This window comes from Kitasatospora sp. NPDC002227 (assembly GCF_040296285.1).
Taxonomy (GTDB): domain Bacteria; phylum Actinomycetota; class Actinomycetes; order Streptomycetales; family Streptomycetaceae; genus Kitasatospora.
This window is the reverse complement of the sequence record NZ_JBEOWY010000055.1, coordinates 1-14,695: the sequence shown is the minus strand read 5'-3', so window position 1 is coordinate 14,695 and position 14,695 is coordinate 1. Positions and strand designations below refer to the sequence as shown.

The 14,695-nt window shown below is 74.0% G+C and carries 10 protein-coding genes, 1 tRNA gene and 1 pseudogene; 3 read left to right on the top strand and 9 right to left on the bottom strand.

Translation table 11 applies throughout. The features are described from left to right. Positions 1-4: 4 nt before the first annotated feature. Together ABT095_RS32550 and ABT095_RS32545 are read right to left on the bottom strand one after the other, a co-directional pair. Positions 5-1,528: an alpha/beta hydrolase gene (locus ABT095_RS32550; RefSeq protein ID WP_350533171.1), complete on the bottom strand. Its 1,524-nt coding sequence runs from the start codon at positions 1,526-1,528 to the stop codon at positions 5-7. A 66-nt stretch (positions 1,529-1,594) separates the two neighbouring features. Next, positions 1,595-2,872, bottom strand: coding sequence for an MFS transporter (locus ABT095_RS32545; protein WP_350533170.1), 1,278 nt, complete (start codon positions 2,870-2,872; stop codon positions 1,595-1,597). A gap of 199 nt (positions 2,873-3,071) precedes the next feature. Here ABT095_RS32545 and ABT095_RS32540 point away from each other — a divergent pair, with 199 nt between their 5' ends. Beyond that, positions 3,072-6,158: an AfsR/SARP family transcriptional regulator gene (locus tag ABT095_RS32540; protein ID WP_350533169.1), complete on the top strand. Its 3,087-nt coding sequence runs from the start codon at positions 3,072-3,074 to the stop codon at positions 6,156-6,158. A gap of 113 nt (positions 6,159-6,271) precedes the next feature. Here the strand turns inward: ABT095_RS32540 and ABT095_RS32535 are convergent, their stop codons facing one another. The 6 genes from ABT095_RS32535 to ABT095_RS32510 all read right to left on the bottom strand — a co-directional run bounded on the left by ABT095_RS32535 (position 6,272) and on the right by ABT095_RS32510 (position 13,086). After that, positions 6,272-7,072, bottom strand: a complete 801-nt coding sequence (locus ABT095_RS32535; protein WP_350533168.1) for an ABC transporter permease — start codon at positions 7,070-7,072, stop codon at positions 6,272-6,274. Between the two features lie 49 nt (positions 7,073-7,121). Continuing rightward, the gene (locus ABT095_RS32530) at positions 7,122-8,081 is read right to left on the bottom strand and encodes an ATP-binding cassette domain-containing protein (protein WP_350533167.1); all 960 of its coding nucleotides are present in this window, start codon (positions 8,079-8,081) and stop codon (positions 7,122-7,124) included. A gap of 137 nt (positions 8,082-8,218) precedes the next feature. After that, positions 8,219-10,528: a serine/threonine-protein kinase gene (locus tag ABT095_RS32525; RefSeq protein ID WP_350533166.1), complete on the bottom strand. Its 2,310-nt coding sequence runs from the start codon at positions 10,526-10,528 to the stop codon at positions 8,219-8,221. 416 nt (positions 10,529-10,944) lie between these two features. Further along, positions 10,945-11,018: transfer RNA gene (locus ABT095_RS32520), tRNA-Pro, on the bottom strand. Positions 11,019-11,120: 102 nt separating this feature from the next. Then, on the bottom strand, positions 11,121-12,062 hold the full coding sequence (locus ABT095_RS32515) for a metallophosphoesterase (protein ID WP_350533165.1): 942 nt from the start codon (positions 12,060-12,062) through the stop codon (positions 11,121-11,123). Positions 12,063-12,177: 115 nt separating this feature from the next. Then, positions 12,178-13,086 (bottom strand): helix-turn-helix domain-containing protein, encoded by a 909-nt coding sequence (locus ABT095_RS32510; RefSeq protein WP_350533164.1) that lies wholly within the window; start codon positions 13,084-13,086, stop codon positions 12,178-12,180. A gap of 154 nt (positions 13,087-13,240) precedes the next feature. On the opposite strand from ABT095_RS32510, the gene ABT095_RS32505 reads away from it, so the two are divergent. Continuing rightward, the gene (locus ABT095_RS32505; protein WP_350533163.1) at positions 13,241-13,987 is read left to right on the top strand and encodes a dienelactone hydrolase family protein; all 747 of its coding nucleotides are present in this window, start codon (positions 13,241-13,243) and stop codon (positions 13,985-13,987) included. Positions 13,988-14,066: 79 nt separating this feature from the next. After that, complete coding sequence (locus ABT095_RS32500) at positions 14,067-14,522, top strand: GatB/YqeY domain-containing protein (protein WP_350533162.1); 456 nt, start codon at positions 14,067-14,069, stop codon at positions 14,520-14,522. Positions 14,523-14,601: 79 nt separating this feature from the next. Here the strand turns inward: ABT095_RS32500 and ABT095_RS32495 are convergent. Beyond that, positions 14,602-14,695, bottom strand: a pseudogene (locus ABT095_RS32495) (hypothetical protein); the annotation flags it as partial.

Sequence of the window (14,695 nt, the reverse complement as noted above, 5' to 3'; positions counted from 1 at the left end):
GGCCTCACCGTGGCGCGGGGCACCGGGTGTCCTGCGCCGGGCGGTGGCCGGTGACGAGGAAGTCCGTCACCAGGGCGTCGCCGCAGGCGTTGCCGTTGGCCAGGTAGGCGTCGTGACCGCCGGAGTCCACGGCGACCATCCTGGCCCGGTGGCCGAAGACCTCCCGCAGCTTGAGCGCGCCGGCGTACGGGGTCGCCGGATCGCGCAGGTTCTGTATGAGCAGGACGTTGGCCGGGCCGTCGGGGGTGATGCGCACCGGCGGCTCGCTCGGCGGGTAGGGCCAGAAAGAACACGGCATCAGGTTGACCGGCATCCCCGCCGTCAGCGGGTGCGCGAGCCGGTCGGCGGCGACGGCGCGGGCGTGGTCGGCGACCGAGCCGGGCCAGGTGACGTCCCCGCAGAGGGTGCCGACCGAGGCGGCCACCGTGTTCTGCAGGGCGTCGTCGGGCGGGGTGGCCGCCGGGGGCAGGGGGCGCAGCCCCTGGGCGGCGAGCATCAGGCGGGCCAGGCCGGGGAACTTGGCGTCGGAGTAGAGGCTCTCCAACATGGTCTCGCGGAGCGCGTTCCCGCTCAGCTCGGCCGGGTTGGCGCCCGGCCAGGGGAGCGGGTGCTGGTCGAGCCGGGCGGCCAGCTGGAGGAAGAGTGGGCGGACGGCGGCCGGGGTGTCGGCCACCTGGTCCGGGTTGCCCGGGGCCGAAGCCCAGGCGGCGAAGTCGGGGAAGCGGTCCTCGGCGCTGGCGTCGAATGCGGCCAGCCAGCCCCGCCCGACCTTGGCCGGATCCGGGTCGTCGTTGCTGTCGAGCAGCACCCGGTCGGTGTGCTGCGGGTACCTGGTGGCGTACACGGCGCCCGCGTAGGTGCCGTAGGAGACGCCCCAGAGGGAGAGGCGCCGCTCGCCGAGGGCCTGGCGGATGCGGTCGATGTCACGGGCCTCGTTGGCCGTGCTCATCGTCCGGATGACCGGCCCGCCGTTGCGCGCGCAGGTCTCGGCCACCCGGCGGCCGATGGTGGCGTTGGCCTCGACCGACCCGCCTGGCGCGGGCCAGGGCCGGAGCCTGGTCATGGTCAGGTCCTCATGGGCGAGGCCGCAGCTCACCGGGGCGGACCGGCCGACGCCGCGCGGGTCGAAGCCCATCACGTCGTACCGGTCGAGCACCTCCTTGGGCAGGCGCCCGACCGCGCCCGAAGGCCCGTTCAGCCCCGAGCCGCCCGGCCCGCCGGGGACCATCAGCAGCGTGCCCCGGCGCAGCTCGGGCCGGGCGGTGGCCAGCCGGGAGACCGCAAGGGTGATCTGCGGCCCGCCCGGAGAGCCGTAGTCCAGCGGCACGTCGACCGTGCCGCACTGTTGTCGTGGATCCGGTGCGGGCCCGGTGCCCGGGCTCGGTGCGGGGCAACTGCTCCAGCTGACAGCGGAGTCGGGGCCGGTGGGCGGGATGGCGGCCTCGGCGGTCGGCACGGTCAGGGTGAGCAGGGCGGCGGCCGCCAGCAGGGCCCCCGCGCGGTGCAGGCTCTTCTTCGTGGTCTTCATGCGGACGAGTCTTCTCCGTCGCGGACCGCCGATCCATGGTGCTGGCTTCACACTTCGTGCTGGTGTTTACCCCACCGCCGAATGAGTGACCGTCAGTTCGCCCGCGCCGTACGTCTGCCCCGCCCGGTGCTCCCGGAACGCCCGTTGGGAGAGCGCGGCGGTCACCGCCAGGGCGATGGTGACTCCCGCGACGGGGAAGAAGGGCGCCGGGCCGAGCCGGTGGACGGCGAGGCCCGCCACGGCCACGGAGACCGGGAAGGAGCCGGTGACCGCCAGCATGACCATGCTCATCACCCGGCCGAGCAGCGCGGCGGGAGTCCAGGTCTGGATCATGGTGATGACCACGATGTTCTGCCAGCCGCTGGCGATGCTGTAGACCGCGAGGCAGACCCCGGCGCCGAGCAGCCCGCCCGCGTACGGCGCTCCGGCCAGTCCGATGCCCATCACCACCGCCAGCAGCGCGAACAGCCGCGCGGGCCGCTGGTCCGTGCGGGCCCGGCCCGCCACCGCCGAACCGATCAGCGAGCCCACGCTCAGGACGGTCAGCAGCGCCCCGTAGCCCGCGGCGCCGAGGTCCTGGTGGGCGAGGTCGGGCAGCGCGACCTCCATCGTCCCGGTGAAGGCGAGGTTGCACACCAGCGCGACCACGAGCACGACGTGCAGGAGCCGCCCGCGCCGCAGGACTTCGCCGAACGAAGGCCCGCCCGCCGGGCCCGCCGCCTCGCCGTCCTCGGCCTGCCCCGCGCCGGCGGGCGGACGCAGCGCGAGGAGTACGGCGGCGGAGAGGATGAACGAGACGGCGTCGACGGCCAGCGCGGCCGCCGGGCCCCAGCCGGCCACCAGGAGGCCGCCGGCGAAGGGCCCCAGCACACCGCCGAACTGGTTGGCCATCGCGGACAGGGCGTTGCCGCGCCCGAGTTGCTCGGCGGGCAGGATCGCGGGCAGCAGGGTGTAGGAGGCGGGCAGGAAGACCCCGGAGCTCGCGCCCAGCACGGCGGCGATCGGCGCGAGTTGGGCGAGCGAGGGCTCACCGGCGGCCGCCGTGACGACCAGTGCGGCGGAGCACACGGCCCGCACGGCGTCCGCCGCCAGCATCACCTGCCTGCCGCCGTAGCGGTCCGCGAGCATGCCCCCGAGCGGGATGGTCACGGCGCGGGGGATCCCGTAGCAGGCGAGCACGGTGCCCAGCAGCGTCGTCCCTCCGCTGCCGCCGAGCACCAGCCAGGGCAGCGCCACGGCGTAGCAGTAGTCCCCGAGCATCGACGCGAACTGCCCGACCACCAGCAGCCGGAACCCCGCCACCGCCATCGGCCCGGTTCTCGTCGCGTTCCGGGCACGACTCATGAACCCCACCATGCTGACCCCCCCCAACAGGTACCGCTCCTCGGTACGTCGAGCACCAACCGTATCGCCCCCCCCCGGCAGTGGGAGCAAGATCGTCGGCCGGTGGGCGATACTGACTCGGCTTCAGGCGCCAGGCCTCAGGCTTCAGGTGGGTGACCGGCTCGGCAGGGGCCGGCCGGTCCGGAGGGGGACCACTGCAGTGCGGGTAGAACTGCTCGGACCGGTACAGGCGTACGCCGAGGACGCGGCGCCGATCGAGCTGGGCGGTGTCCGGCTGCGGATGCTCCTGGCCCGGCTGGCGCTCGGCGAGGGCCGGACGGTGACCGCGGACGCGCTGGTGGACGGACTGTGGGGTGAGGAGCATCCGGCCGACACGGCGAACGCGCTGCAGGCGCTGGTGTCCCGGCTGCGCCGGGCGCTGCGCGGCTCGGCGACGGTGGAGTCGGCCTCGGGCGGCTACCGGCTCTCGGTGCGGGCCGAGGAGGTGGACGTCCGACGCTTCGAGGAGCTGACCGCGCGGGGGCGGCGGGAGCTCGCGGCCGGGCGGGCCGGTGAGGCGGCCTCGCTGCTGGCGGAGGCGCTCGGGCTGTGGCGGGGCGCGGCGCTGGCCGATGTACTCGACGCCCCGTTCGCCGGCCCCGTCGCGACCAGGCTGGACGACCTGCGGACGGCGGCGGTCGAGGACCGCTGCGACGCCGAGCTGCGGCTCGGCCGGCATACCGAGGTGCTCGCCGATCTCGAAGTGGCCGGGGCCGAGCGTCCGTTGAGCGAGCGGGTGGCCGGGCTGCGGATGCGCGCGCTTGCCGCGGCCGGGCGGCAGGCCGATGCCCTCGCGGTCTACGAGACCGTCCGGCGGCGGCTCGGCGAGGAGCTCGGCGTCGATCCGTCGGCCGAGCTACAGGAGGTCCATCTGGCGCTGCTGCGCGGCGAGTTGGTGACTCTGGTCGAGCAGGCCGAGGCCGCCGCGAGCCGGCTCCCGGCGCGGCTCACCAGCTTCGTCGGCCGGGACGCGGAACTGGACCGGCTGGGAGGCCTGTTGGTTCAGAGCCGGCTCGTCACCGTGGTCGGCCCCGGCGGGGCCGGCAAGACCAGGATCTCCCTCGAGGCGGCCGCCCGGGACCGCGCGCACCCGCGTGGCCGGGTCTGGTTCGTGCCCCTGGCCGGAGTTCGCGCGCCCGAGCAGCTGGCCGACGCGGTGCTCGGCGCCCTCGGCGCCACCGACGGCAGTCTCTACGAGAGCGGCCAGGGGCAACGGGCCACCCCCGTCGAGCGGATGGCCGGCGTGCTCGGGGCCGAGGGTGCCCTGCTGCTGCTCGACAACTGCGAGCACCTGGTCGAGGCGGCCGCCGAGCTGGCCGCCGAACTCCTCGACCACATACCGGAGTTGCGCATACTCGCGACCAGTCGCGAGGCACTCGCCATCACCGGCGAGTCCCTCTGGCACCTCGGCCCCCTCGACGTGCCGGTGGGCTCGCCGGAGCCCGCCGAGGCCGCACAGTCGCCCGCGGTGCGGCTGTTCGTGGACCGGGCCACCGGAGTACGGCCGGACTTCACCCTCGACGACTCGACCCTGGATGCCGTGGTCGAGGTCTGCCGACGTCTCGACGGTATGCCGCTCGCCCTCGAACTGGCCGCCGCGAAGCTCCGGTCGATGAGCGTGGAGCAGATCGCGCGCCGCCTGGACGACCGCTTCCGGCTCCTCGCCTCGGGCAGCCGCGCCGCCCTGCCCCGGCAGCGCACCCTGCTCGCGCTGGTCGAGTGGAGCTGGGACTTGCTGGACGAGCCCGAGCGGATCCTCGCCCGCAGGCTGTCGGTCTTCCCGGGCGGCGCGACCGTCCCCGCGCTGGAAGCGGTCTGCGCGGACTCGTCGCTCCCGGCCGCCGACATCCCGTACGTCCTGGACGCCCTGGTCGAGAAGTCGCTGGTCCAGACCGTCGAGGACGGCGCGGGCGAACCGCGCTACCGGATGCTGGAGACGGTACGCGCCTACGCCGCACGGCAGTTGGCCGCCACCGAGTCGGGCGGGGCCGTCACCGGGCGCTTCGCCGGGTACTTCCTCGCGCTCGCGGAGGAGCACGAGCCGCGCCTGCGCACCGGCGAACAGCTGCGCGCGATCGCGGTCTTCGACGCCGAGCACGACAATCTCGTCCTCGCACTGCGGTCGGTGGTCGTCTCCGGCGACGCGGAGCTGGCAGCGCGGTTCGCGGGGGCGTTGTCCTGGTACTGGGGGCTGCGCGGGATGAGTGCCCAACTCGACATTCACGCCGCCGAGTTCGCCGGGTCCGGCGGCGCCGAATCGGCCACGTCGCGTGAGTTCCACCCGGCCGTGCTGCTGCTGCGGATGGCCCAGGTCTCGACCGCCGCGGGCCGGGCCGGTGCGGCGGGCGAGGACGCGTCGGCCTCGCCCGATCCGTGGATCCGGGCAAGCGCCCACCTGGCCCGGGACTTCGCCCTCACCGAACAGGGCGACCTGGTCACCGGAGCCGACTCCCGGCTCGAGGCGCTGCGCGGCTTCGAGGAGGTGGGCGACCGCTGGGGGATCGTGCTGAGCCTGTTCCCGATCGGCCGTGACCACTCGTTGCGCGGCGAGTACGCCGAGGCCATCGCCACCTTCGAACGGACGGTGGCCCTCAGTTCCGAGCTCGGCACCGAGGACTACCTCTACCTCAGCAAGGCCAGGCTCGCCCGCGAGCGACGGCGCAGCGGCGACCTTGCAGGCGCCTTCCGCGACCTGCACGCCGCCCACCGGCAGGCCCGCGAGCGGGGCCAACTGCGGCTGGAGGCCAACATCCTGGTCGGCCTGGCCAATGCGCACCGCCGGGCCGGTGACCTGGCGGAGTCCGACGCGACCCTGGACCGGCTCGAGGCCCTGGGGGCCCGGCAACCCGCCCTGCGGGCGCTGGCCCGCGACCTGATCGTCAGCACCCGCGTCGAGAACCGGCTCGCGCAGGGCGACGCGGTGCGGGCCAGGGCACTGCTGCCCGAGGCGGCCGGCGCCCTGCTCGGCCAGGGCGCGGGCGCCGCGCTGGCCTGGGTGGCCGAACTCCTCGGCGGACTCCTGACCTTGGAGGGCGACCCGGTGGCCGGCGCCAGGTCGCTCGGCATGAGCCAGGTGATGCGCGGGGCCTTCGACCACGGCGAACCGGAGTGGCGGGAGCTGATCGACCGCATCGTGGCCACGCTGGGCGAGGAGGGCTTCCGGCGGGCGTACGAGGAAGGCGCCGGGTACTCGCGTGTGGACGCGCTGCGGTGGCTGGAGGCGCAGGCACTGGGGTCGCGCGCCTGACGAGCGGAGCCGCGCGCCTGACGTACGGGCCGCCGGCCTGACGTACGGACAGCCGGGTCGGGTCCGCACCCCCGTGTGTGCGGTCCCGGCCCGGCTGTGTCATCGAGCGGGGATCAGCCCGCGTTCTTGCGGTACGCCCGCACGGCCAGCGGCACGAAGACCACCATCACGCCGGCCATCCAGGCCAGGGTGCCGCCCATCGAGGCGGCCACCGGGCCGCCGTTCAGCAGGCCGCGGACGGCGTCGGACACCAGCGAGACGGGGTTGACGCCGGACCAGGCCCGGAGCCAGCCGGCCATGCTGTCCTTCGGGATGAAGACGTTGCTGGCGAAGGAGAGCGGCAGGATCAGGATGGTCATCAGGCCTTGGACGGAGGTGGGGTTCTTGATCAGCATGCCGAGGAACACCGAGATCCAGGAGAAGCTGAAGGCGAAGCCGATCAGCAGGGCGAGCGCGGCGAGCGCCGCCACCGGGCCGGTCTGGAAGCGGTAGCCCATCACCAGGGCGAGCACCACCAGGGTGCCCAGGCAGACCACGTAGCGGACCACGTCGGCCAGGACGGCGCCGATCAACGGGCCGGAGCGGGCGATCGGCATGCTGCGGAACCGGTCGAAGATCCCGGTGCTGGCGTCCGCGCAGAGCGAGGCGCCGATCCCGATGCTGGCCTGGAAGACGGCCATCACCATCACACCGGGGGTCACGAGCTGCAGGTAGCGGTCGGTGTCGCCGCCCGACATGGCCTGCCCGAAGAGGTAGACGAACATCAGCAGGCTGATGATCGGGGTCAGGATCACGTCGACCAGCTGGATCGGCGACTTCATGAACCGGGTGACGCCGCGACCGGCGAGGGCGAAGCTGTGCCGGGCGGTCAGGACGAGTCCGATGCGGCCGGGGAGTGCGGTGGGGGTGCTCATGATCTGAGGTCCTCTCGGGGAAGTATTCGCGGTACGAGGAGCCGTGGGCTCAGGCGGCGGCGGGCTGGGCTTCGGCGGCGGCCGGGGCGTGCCCGGTCAGGGCCAGGAACACTTCGTCCAGGCTGGGCAGCCGCAGGCCGAGCTCGTCGGCGGCGATGCCGGCGCCGTCCAGCCGGCGGGCGACGGCGGCGACCAGCAGCGGGTCGTCGGCCGGCACGGTGAGCACCCCGGAGTCCTGCGCGGGGGAGTGCCCGGTCAGCTCGGTGAGCACCGCGGCGACCTGCGCGGCGTCGGCGGCCAGGGTGGGCCGGACCTGCAGGATCTGGCCGCCGACCCGCCGCTTGAGCTCACCGGGGCGCCCCTCGGCGACCTTGCGCCCCTTGTCGAACACGGTGATGGAGTCGGCGAGCTGGTCGGCCTCCTCCAGGTACTGGGTGGTGAGCAGCACCGTGGAGCCGTCGGCGACCAGCCGCCGCACCACGTCCCAGACCTCCTGCCGGGCGTGCGGGTCGAGCCCGGTGGTGGGCTCGTCCAGGAACAGCACCTGGGGCCGGCCGACCAGGGATGCCGCCAGGTCCAGCCGCCTGCGCATACCCCCGGAGAAGGTGGCGATCGGCTTACGGGCCGCCTCGGTGAGGGAGAAGTTCTCCAGCAGTTCGGCGGCCCGCGCCTTGGCGTCCCGCCGGGACAGCCCGAGCAGCCGCCCGATCAGCACCAGGTTCTCCGCACCCGACAGCGCCTCGTCCACCGAGGCGTACTGACCGGTGAGCCCGATCAGCTGACGGACCCTGACCGGATCCTTGACGATGTCGTGCCCACCGATCGTGGCGTGCCCGCCGTCCGGCCGCATCAACGTCGCCAGGATCCGCACCGTGGTGGTCTTCCCCGCCCCGTTCGGCCCCAGCACCCCGACCACCTGCCCGGCCGGCACCTCCAGGTCGACCCCGTCCAGGGCGGTGAAGTCCCCGTACTTCTTGACCAGTCCCTCGGCCCGGATCGCGTACGCCATGTTCGAACTCCTCGTCAGGTCTTCGTCGCTCTCGACGACCCTGACGATGCCGACCCCGCCTGACAGCCGGCGGACAGCGCGCTGACAGCACCCGTCAGCCCTTGTCAGCTGCTCCGCGTCGGTGTGCCGACAGCGGGTCAGACCGGCGGCAAGGCGTGGACGGTCGAGCCGTAGGTGGCGTAGAGCCGCTCGCTGTCGCCGGCCAGGTACCAGTCCTGACCGAGGTCGGAGCCGCTGGCGTAGGTCCAGCGGATCCTGCCGCGCCTGACGTCGATCGCGTGGACGCCCTGGCCGGTGGGCCCCGCCACGAACAGGGTCTCCTGCACCACCACCGGCGGTGTCAGCGGCGACGGCGGCGCGGGCAGCGGGCAGCTCCACAGCGCCTTGCCGGTCCGGCTGTCCCAGGCGGTGGCCGCGCTGGTCCCGTCGCTGCCGTAGAGCACACCGTGCTGCACCGTGACGGGGGTGAACCTCCGGTTCTCGTTCGCCGGTACCTGGATCTTCCACTTCTGGCTGCCGTCGGCCTGCCGGATCGCCTGCAGGCCGGTCCCCTCGGCCGGGCAGAAGCCGTCGAGGTCGCCGCCGACGACCGGCGGGAAGCCGGTGCCGGTGCCGGTGCCGGTTCCGGGGCCGGTGGCCGCGGACCAGAGCAGTCTGCCGTCCCGGCCGTTGCGTGACACCAGGTTGTCCTGGCTGTCGGTGTACCAGACGGCGTCGCCGACGACCAGGCCGTTCACCTGGCGGCCGGCCGCCCGCTTCTCGCGTTGGAACCAGATCTGCTCGCGGGTGGCGACCGAGAACCCGGCCACCCCTTCGATGCCGGCGGCGGCCTCGGCCCAGGAGGGGGCGACGGTGACCAGCATGAAGACGACCTCGGCGGAGGCGCCGAGCAGGGAGCCCTTGGTGTAGACCCACCCCTTCGGGTCCTTGCCCGGGCTGCCCCAGACGATCGTCCCGGTGGCCGTCTCGAAGCCGACCGCCCCGCCTCCCGGGAGACCGACGAAGACGAGCCTCCCGCCGAGTGTCATGCCGTCACGGCCGTCGGGCGACCCGTGGGCCCAGACCTCCTGGCCGGTGTCCGCGCTGATCGCGACCGGCTGGCTCCCCGGCGGGACCAGGTAGATGCCGGAGCAGAGCACCGGAGCGCCGGCGGGGCTGCCCTTGGAGCTGTAGGTCCACAGCGGCTTCGGCGGCGGACCGTCCGCACCGGCCGCCGAGCGGGACGGGGCGTTGCCTGCCGTGGCCCCGTGTCCGGCGCCGTGAGTGGAGAGCGCCCAGCCTGCTCCGCCGGCCGCCGCGAGTGCGAGCACACCGCTGCCGGTGGCCAGCAGACCACGCCGCGAGAGGCTGCCCGACACCGGGACGGAGCCGGCCCGGGCTTCCGGCCGGGGACCCGGCCGCCGCTGCGGTGCCGGCTTGCTGCGCTGGAGGCCCAACGGCACGGGGCCGGGGCTCGTCTCGGTCACCGGATCAGCCGGGGCGGCGGCGTCCGCCACGGTGGGTGTGTAGCCCGCGCCCCGTACCGTCCCGGTGCCCGCCACCGCTCGGAGCGGTTGCTCCAGATCCATCACCGCCGCCGCGTGCCGGGTCAGCGCGGCGGACAGGGGAGCGGGCAGCCAGTCGTCGTCCGGCGCCCGGTCGGGGCCGGTGGGCGCGAGCAGTTCGCACAGTTGCCCGGGCGTGGGGCGGCGGGCGGGGTCCTTGGCCAGGCAGGCGCTGATCGCCGGACGCAGTCCGTCCGGCAGCCCACCCAGCTCCGGTTGGTCATAGACCACCTTGAACAGCTGCCCGGCCGACCCCGAGTCGCTCTCGAACGGGCCGCGCCCGGTGGCCGCGTAAAACAGCACCGAGCCGAGCGAGAACACGTCACCGGCTGGCCCCATCGGCCGTCCTGACGCCTGTTCGGGGCTCATGTAGCCGGGTGAGCCGATCACGATTCCGGTACGGGTGACCTGGTCGCCGTCCAAGGCTCGGGCTATCCCGAAGTCGATCACCCGGGGGCCGTCGGCGGTCAGCAGCACGTTGGACGGTTTGAGATCCCGGTGCACCAGCCCGACCCGGTGGATCGCCCGTAACGCCTGCGCCAGCCCGAAGCCCAGCGCCCGCACGGACGGCTCGGGCAGCGGGCCGTGGGCGCGTACCGCGGTGGCCAGGTCCGGCCCCAGGACGTAGGAGGTGACCAACCAGGGGAGCGGGCCGGTCAGTTCGGCGTCCACCACGGGCGCGGTGAAAGCGCCGTCCACCGCCCGCGCGGCCGCCACCTCGCGCCCGAACCGTTCGCGGAACTCCTGGTCCCCGGCCAACTCGGCCCGCACCACCTTGACGGCGACGGTCCGCCCGCCGGCCGACCGCCCCAGATAGACCTGGCCCATCCCGCCCGCGCCCAACCGGGCCAGCAAGCGGTACGGGCCGACGGCCTCTGGATCGGTGCTCTCCAACGGCTCCATTGCGGGTGCCCCCCGTCCAAGCGAAGTAGACACGGTGATCGACGGTCAGGACCGGCCACCCGCCATGCTAGGCGCTGACCGCCCCACTCAGCAGCTGAGATGACTTTTGTGGCCGATCCAATTGATCGGAGCGGCCGCCCCAGGGCTGCCGCCTCCCCGCCTCCGCATCACGGTCAGGGCGGTCAGCTGGTCGGCGAGGTGCTCGGCGTTCGGAGGGACGGCCTCCCGGCTACGCAGACTGACCGCGGTCCGTCCCGGGAGCCGCAGGTCCTGGCAGGCGGTGACGGCTGTCACAGCCGCGGCCAGGGCGAGTCAGGTCGGTCGGACCCCTGAGCGGTAGTCACTCAGTTGCCCACGCAGAACGACTCAGGGCCCTACCGGATCTCTCCGATAGGGCCCTGAGTCGTACTACTGGGTCGGGGTGGCGGGATTTGAACCCACGGCCTCTTCGTCCCGAACGAAGCGCGCTACCAAGCTGCGCCACACCCCGGTCCTGCTGTTGTTGTTTCGGTCTCCCTCGCAACGAGTAGAACTCTACCGGACGTGGGCTCAGAGACGAAATCCGGTTTCGAGGGGTGCTGAGCTGGGGGGATCAGGGGCGGGGGGTGAGGGTGAGGAGGGTGGCCTCGGGGGGGCAGGCGAAGCGGACGGGGGTGTAGCGGTTGGTGCCGCAGCCGGCCGAGACGTGGAGGTAGGAGCGGTGGCCCCCGGCCCGGTGTTCGGAGAGGCCCTTCACCCGCTTGGCGTCGAGGTCGCAGTTGGTGACCAGGGCGCCGTAGAAGGGGATGCAGAGCTGGCCGCCGTGGGTGTGGCCGGCGAGGATCAGCGGGTAGCGGTCGGCGGTGAAGGCGTCCAGGACGCGGAGGTAGGGCGCGTGCACGACGGCGAGGGAGAGGTCGGCGTCGGGGGAGGGCCCGCCGACGACCTCGGAGTAGCGGTCGCGGCGGATGTGCGGATCGTCGAGGCCGGTGAACTCGACCTCGAGGCCGCCGAGGGTGAGCCGCCCCCGGGTGTTGTTGAGGTCGAGCCAGCCGGCGGCGTCGAAGCCGTCGCGGAGCTTCTGCCAGGGGTTGTGGACGGCGCCGACGATGCCGCGCTTGCGGGTGCCGTCCGGGTTGTTCAGCCCGTGCACGCCGGTCTTGAGTGCCTTGAGGTAGCGGGCCGGGTTCTTCTTGGCGGGCCCGTAGTAGTCGTTCGAGCCGAAGACGTACACCCCGGGGAAGTCCATCAGCGGCCCGAGCGCGTCCAGCGTGGCGGGCACGCCGAGCGGGTCGGAGAGGTTGTCCCCGGTGTTGACGACCAGGTCCGGCCGCAGGCCGGCCAGGCTCTGGAGCCAGCGCTGCTTCTTGCCCTGCCCGGTGACCATGTGGATGTCGGACACCTGGAGCACCCGGAGCGGCCGGGCTCCCTTGGGCAGGATCGGCACCTCCACCCGTCGGAGCCGGAAGGAACGGACCTCGTAGCCGACGGAGTAGGCGAGGCAGGCGGCGCCGGTGGCGGCGATTCCGAGGGGGACGGAGTACAGCGGTCGCATCGGTCCATGGTCGCAGACGCCACGGGGAAGCCGACACGCCGGTGAGCCCCCGTCAGCCGGGGCAGCCGCCGCCGGTCCGGCCGGAGGCTCCTGTCGGTCCGGCCGGAGGCCCCCGTCAGTCCGGCCGGCGCGCGCCGGCCCAGCCGGCCAGCAGGTCGAGGGCTGCCTCGGTGGGCCCGTCCGGGGCCGGGGTGAGGGTGATCAGCCGTTGGCGGGCGTCGCCGCCGAGCTCGAAGGTCTCGAAGGTGAAGGTGAGAGTGCCGACGGCCGGGTGGCGCAGGCTCTTGGAGCCGTGTGTGCGCACCGTCACATCCGCCCGGGCCCAGAGCACGGCGAATTCGTGGCTCAGTGCGCGCAGCTCGGCGATCAGGCCGGTGAGCCGCTGGTCGGCCGGGTACCGCCCGGCGGTGGCCCGGAGCTGGCCGGCGGTGGTCTCGGCGAGCCCCGGCCAGTCGACGTAGAACTCGCGGCTCTCCGGGGTGAGGAAGAGGTAGCGGGCCAGGTTCCAGCCGCCGTCCGGCTCGGTGGGCGGTACGAAGAGGTGGCGGGCGACCGGGTTGAGCGCCAGCACGTCGAAGTCGTCGGCCAGCACCAGGGCCGGGACGGTGATCCGCTCCAGCAGCCGGGCCAGCTCCGGGCGGAGGGCGAAGGGCGGAGACGACATGGGCGGAGACGGAGGCAGCGGCAGAGGCGCCAGCAGCGGAGGCGGAGTCGGAGTCGGAGTCGACAGGGGCGGCGCCCCCGCGCCGCGCCGCCGGACCAGCCGGTGCAGGTGGTCCCGCTGGACCGTGTCCAGCCGCAGCGCGTCGCCGATCGCGTCCAGCACCTCCCCGGAGGGGTGCCGGGCCCGGCCCTGCTCCAGCCGCTGGTAGTACTCGACGCTGATCCCGGCCAGCTGGGCGAGCTCCTCCCGCCGCAGGCCGGGCACCCGGCGCCGGGCGCCGCCGCGCAGCCCGGCGCTCTCCGGGCTGACCAGGGCCCGGCGCGCCTGCAGGAACTCCCCGAGATCCAGATGCTCTGCCACGGGGGCCAGTATGCCCAGCGGGAGCGGGCCGAGGGTGGCCCTGCGAGTACCCGTACCGGGCGGGCCTGGGCCGGCCGGGCGGCCCCCGGCAGGCTGAAGGCGTCCGAGGAACAGCCCACCGCGCTGGAACAGAAGGAACAGAGGGAGCAGAAGCATGTGCCACCCCACCGACAGCCGTCCGCCCGCCGCCCCGGTCACCACGGGAGCCGCGGCCGAGTACGGGCGGCTGGAACTCACCGCCGCCGACGGCAACCGCTTCGCCGCGTACCGGGCCACCCCGACCGCCCCGCTCGGCCGCAGCGTCGTGCTGCTGCCGGACCGCCGCGGCCTGCACCCCTTCTACGAGGGCCTCGCCCAGCGCTTCGCCGAGGCCGGCTTCGACACCCTGGTGCTCGACTACTTCGGGCGGACGGCCGGGACGGGCCCCCGGGACGACTCCTTCGACTGGGCGGCCCACCTGGGGCTGCTGGCGCCCGAGCACGTGGCGGCGGACGCGGCGGCGGCCGTGGCGCGGCTGCGGGCCGGGAGCGACGCGCCGGTCTACACGGTCGGCTTCTGCCTGGGCGGCTCCTACTCCTGGCGGCTGGCCGCCGAGGCCGGGCTGGGGCTGGCCGGGGCGGTGGGGTTCTACGGGGCGCCGCGGTTCGTCGGCGACCGCGCCGAGCAGGCACTGGCCCCGCTGCTGATGCTGCTGGCGGGGGAGGACGTGGTGACCACCCCGGCGGAGTTCGCCGAGTTCACGGCGGGGCTGGACCGGGCCGGTCGGGAGTACGAGCAGCACGTGTACGAGGGGGCGCCGCACTCCTTCTTCGACGACACGTATGCCGAGTGGCAGGAGGCCTGCACGGATGCCTGGCACCGGCTGCTCGACTTCACCGGGCGCCACGCGGCGGCCTCCTGACCGGCAGTCAGCGCACCCGGGCCCGTGCCGGGGCGGAAATTGCGCAGCGAGGTGCGGCACGACCTGCGAGGATGCCGTCATGACTTCGCTGAAGGAGCAGCTGCGGGAAGACCTCACGGCTGCGATCAGGGCCCGGGACGAGCTGCGCTCGTCCACCATCCGGCTGACGCTGTCCGCCGTCTCCAGTGAGGAGGTGGCCGGCGATACCAAGCGAGAGCTCTCGGACGACGAGGTGCTCAAGGTGATCGCCCGCGAGGCGAAGAAGCGCCGCGAGGCCGCCACCGCCTTCGAGGAGGCGGGGCGCACCGAGTCGGCCGCGCAGGAGCGCGCCGAGGGCGAGGTGCTGGCGGGCTACCTGCCCAAGCAGCTCGACGACGCGGAGCTGGCCGCGATCGTGGCCGCCGCCGTGGCGGAGAGCGGCGCCTCGGGCCCGCAGGCGATGGGTGCCGTGATGAAGCTGGTCCAGCCCAAGGTGGCCGGCCTGGCCGAGGGCGGCCGGGTCGCCGCCGCCGTGAAGGCCGCGCTGCTCGGCTGAGGCGGTGGCCGAGCCGAGTCCGCCCACAGCAGACACACACGAACGGCGCGGGGCGCCTGGTCCGACCGGAGTCGGACACACCGAACTGCGCCTTACCACCGAGCGGCTGCTGGGTGATCATCGAGTACGGACCGGTCGAACGGGCGTGCAGCTTGTCGTCGACCAGGTGGTGC

Excerpts from the sequence above, each read along its gene's own strand:
- ABT095_RS32500 (WP_350533162.1), top strand. The coding sequence starts at position 14,067 with ATGACTTCGCTGAAGGAGCAGCTGCGGGAAGACCTCACGGCTGCGATC.
- ABT095_RS32535 (WP_350533168.1), bottom strand. The coding sequence starts at position 7,072 with ATGAGCACCCCCACCGCACTCCCCGGCCGCATCGGACTCGTCCTGACC.
- ABT095_RS32550 (WP_350533171.1), bottom strand. The coding sequence starts at position 1,528 with ATGAAGACCACGAAGAAGAGCCTGCACCGCGCGGGGGCCCTGCTGGCG.
- ABT095_RS32545 (WP_350533170.1), bottom strand. The coding sequence starts at position 2,872 with ATGAGTCGTGCCCGGAACGCGACGAGAACCGGGCCGATGGCGGTGGCG.
- ABT095_RS32530 (WP_350533167.1), bottom strand. The coding sequence starts at position 8,081 with ATGGCGTACGCGATCCGGGCCGAGGGACTGGTCAAGAAGTACGGGGAC.
- ABT095_RS32525 (WP_350533166.1), bottom strand. The coding sequence starts at position 10,528 with ATGGAGCCGTTGGAGAGCACCGATCCAGAGGCCGTCGGCCCGTACCGC.
- ABT095_RS32515 (WP_350533165.1), bottom strand. The coding sequence starts at position 12,062 with ATGCGACCGCTGTACTCCGTCCCCCTCGGAATCGCCGCCACCGGCGCC.
- ABT095_RS32505 (WP_350533163.1), top strand. The coding sequence starts at position 13,241 with ATGTGCCACCCCACCGACAGCCGTCCGCCCGCCGCCCCGGTCACCACG.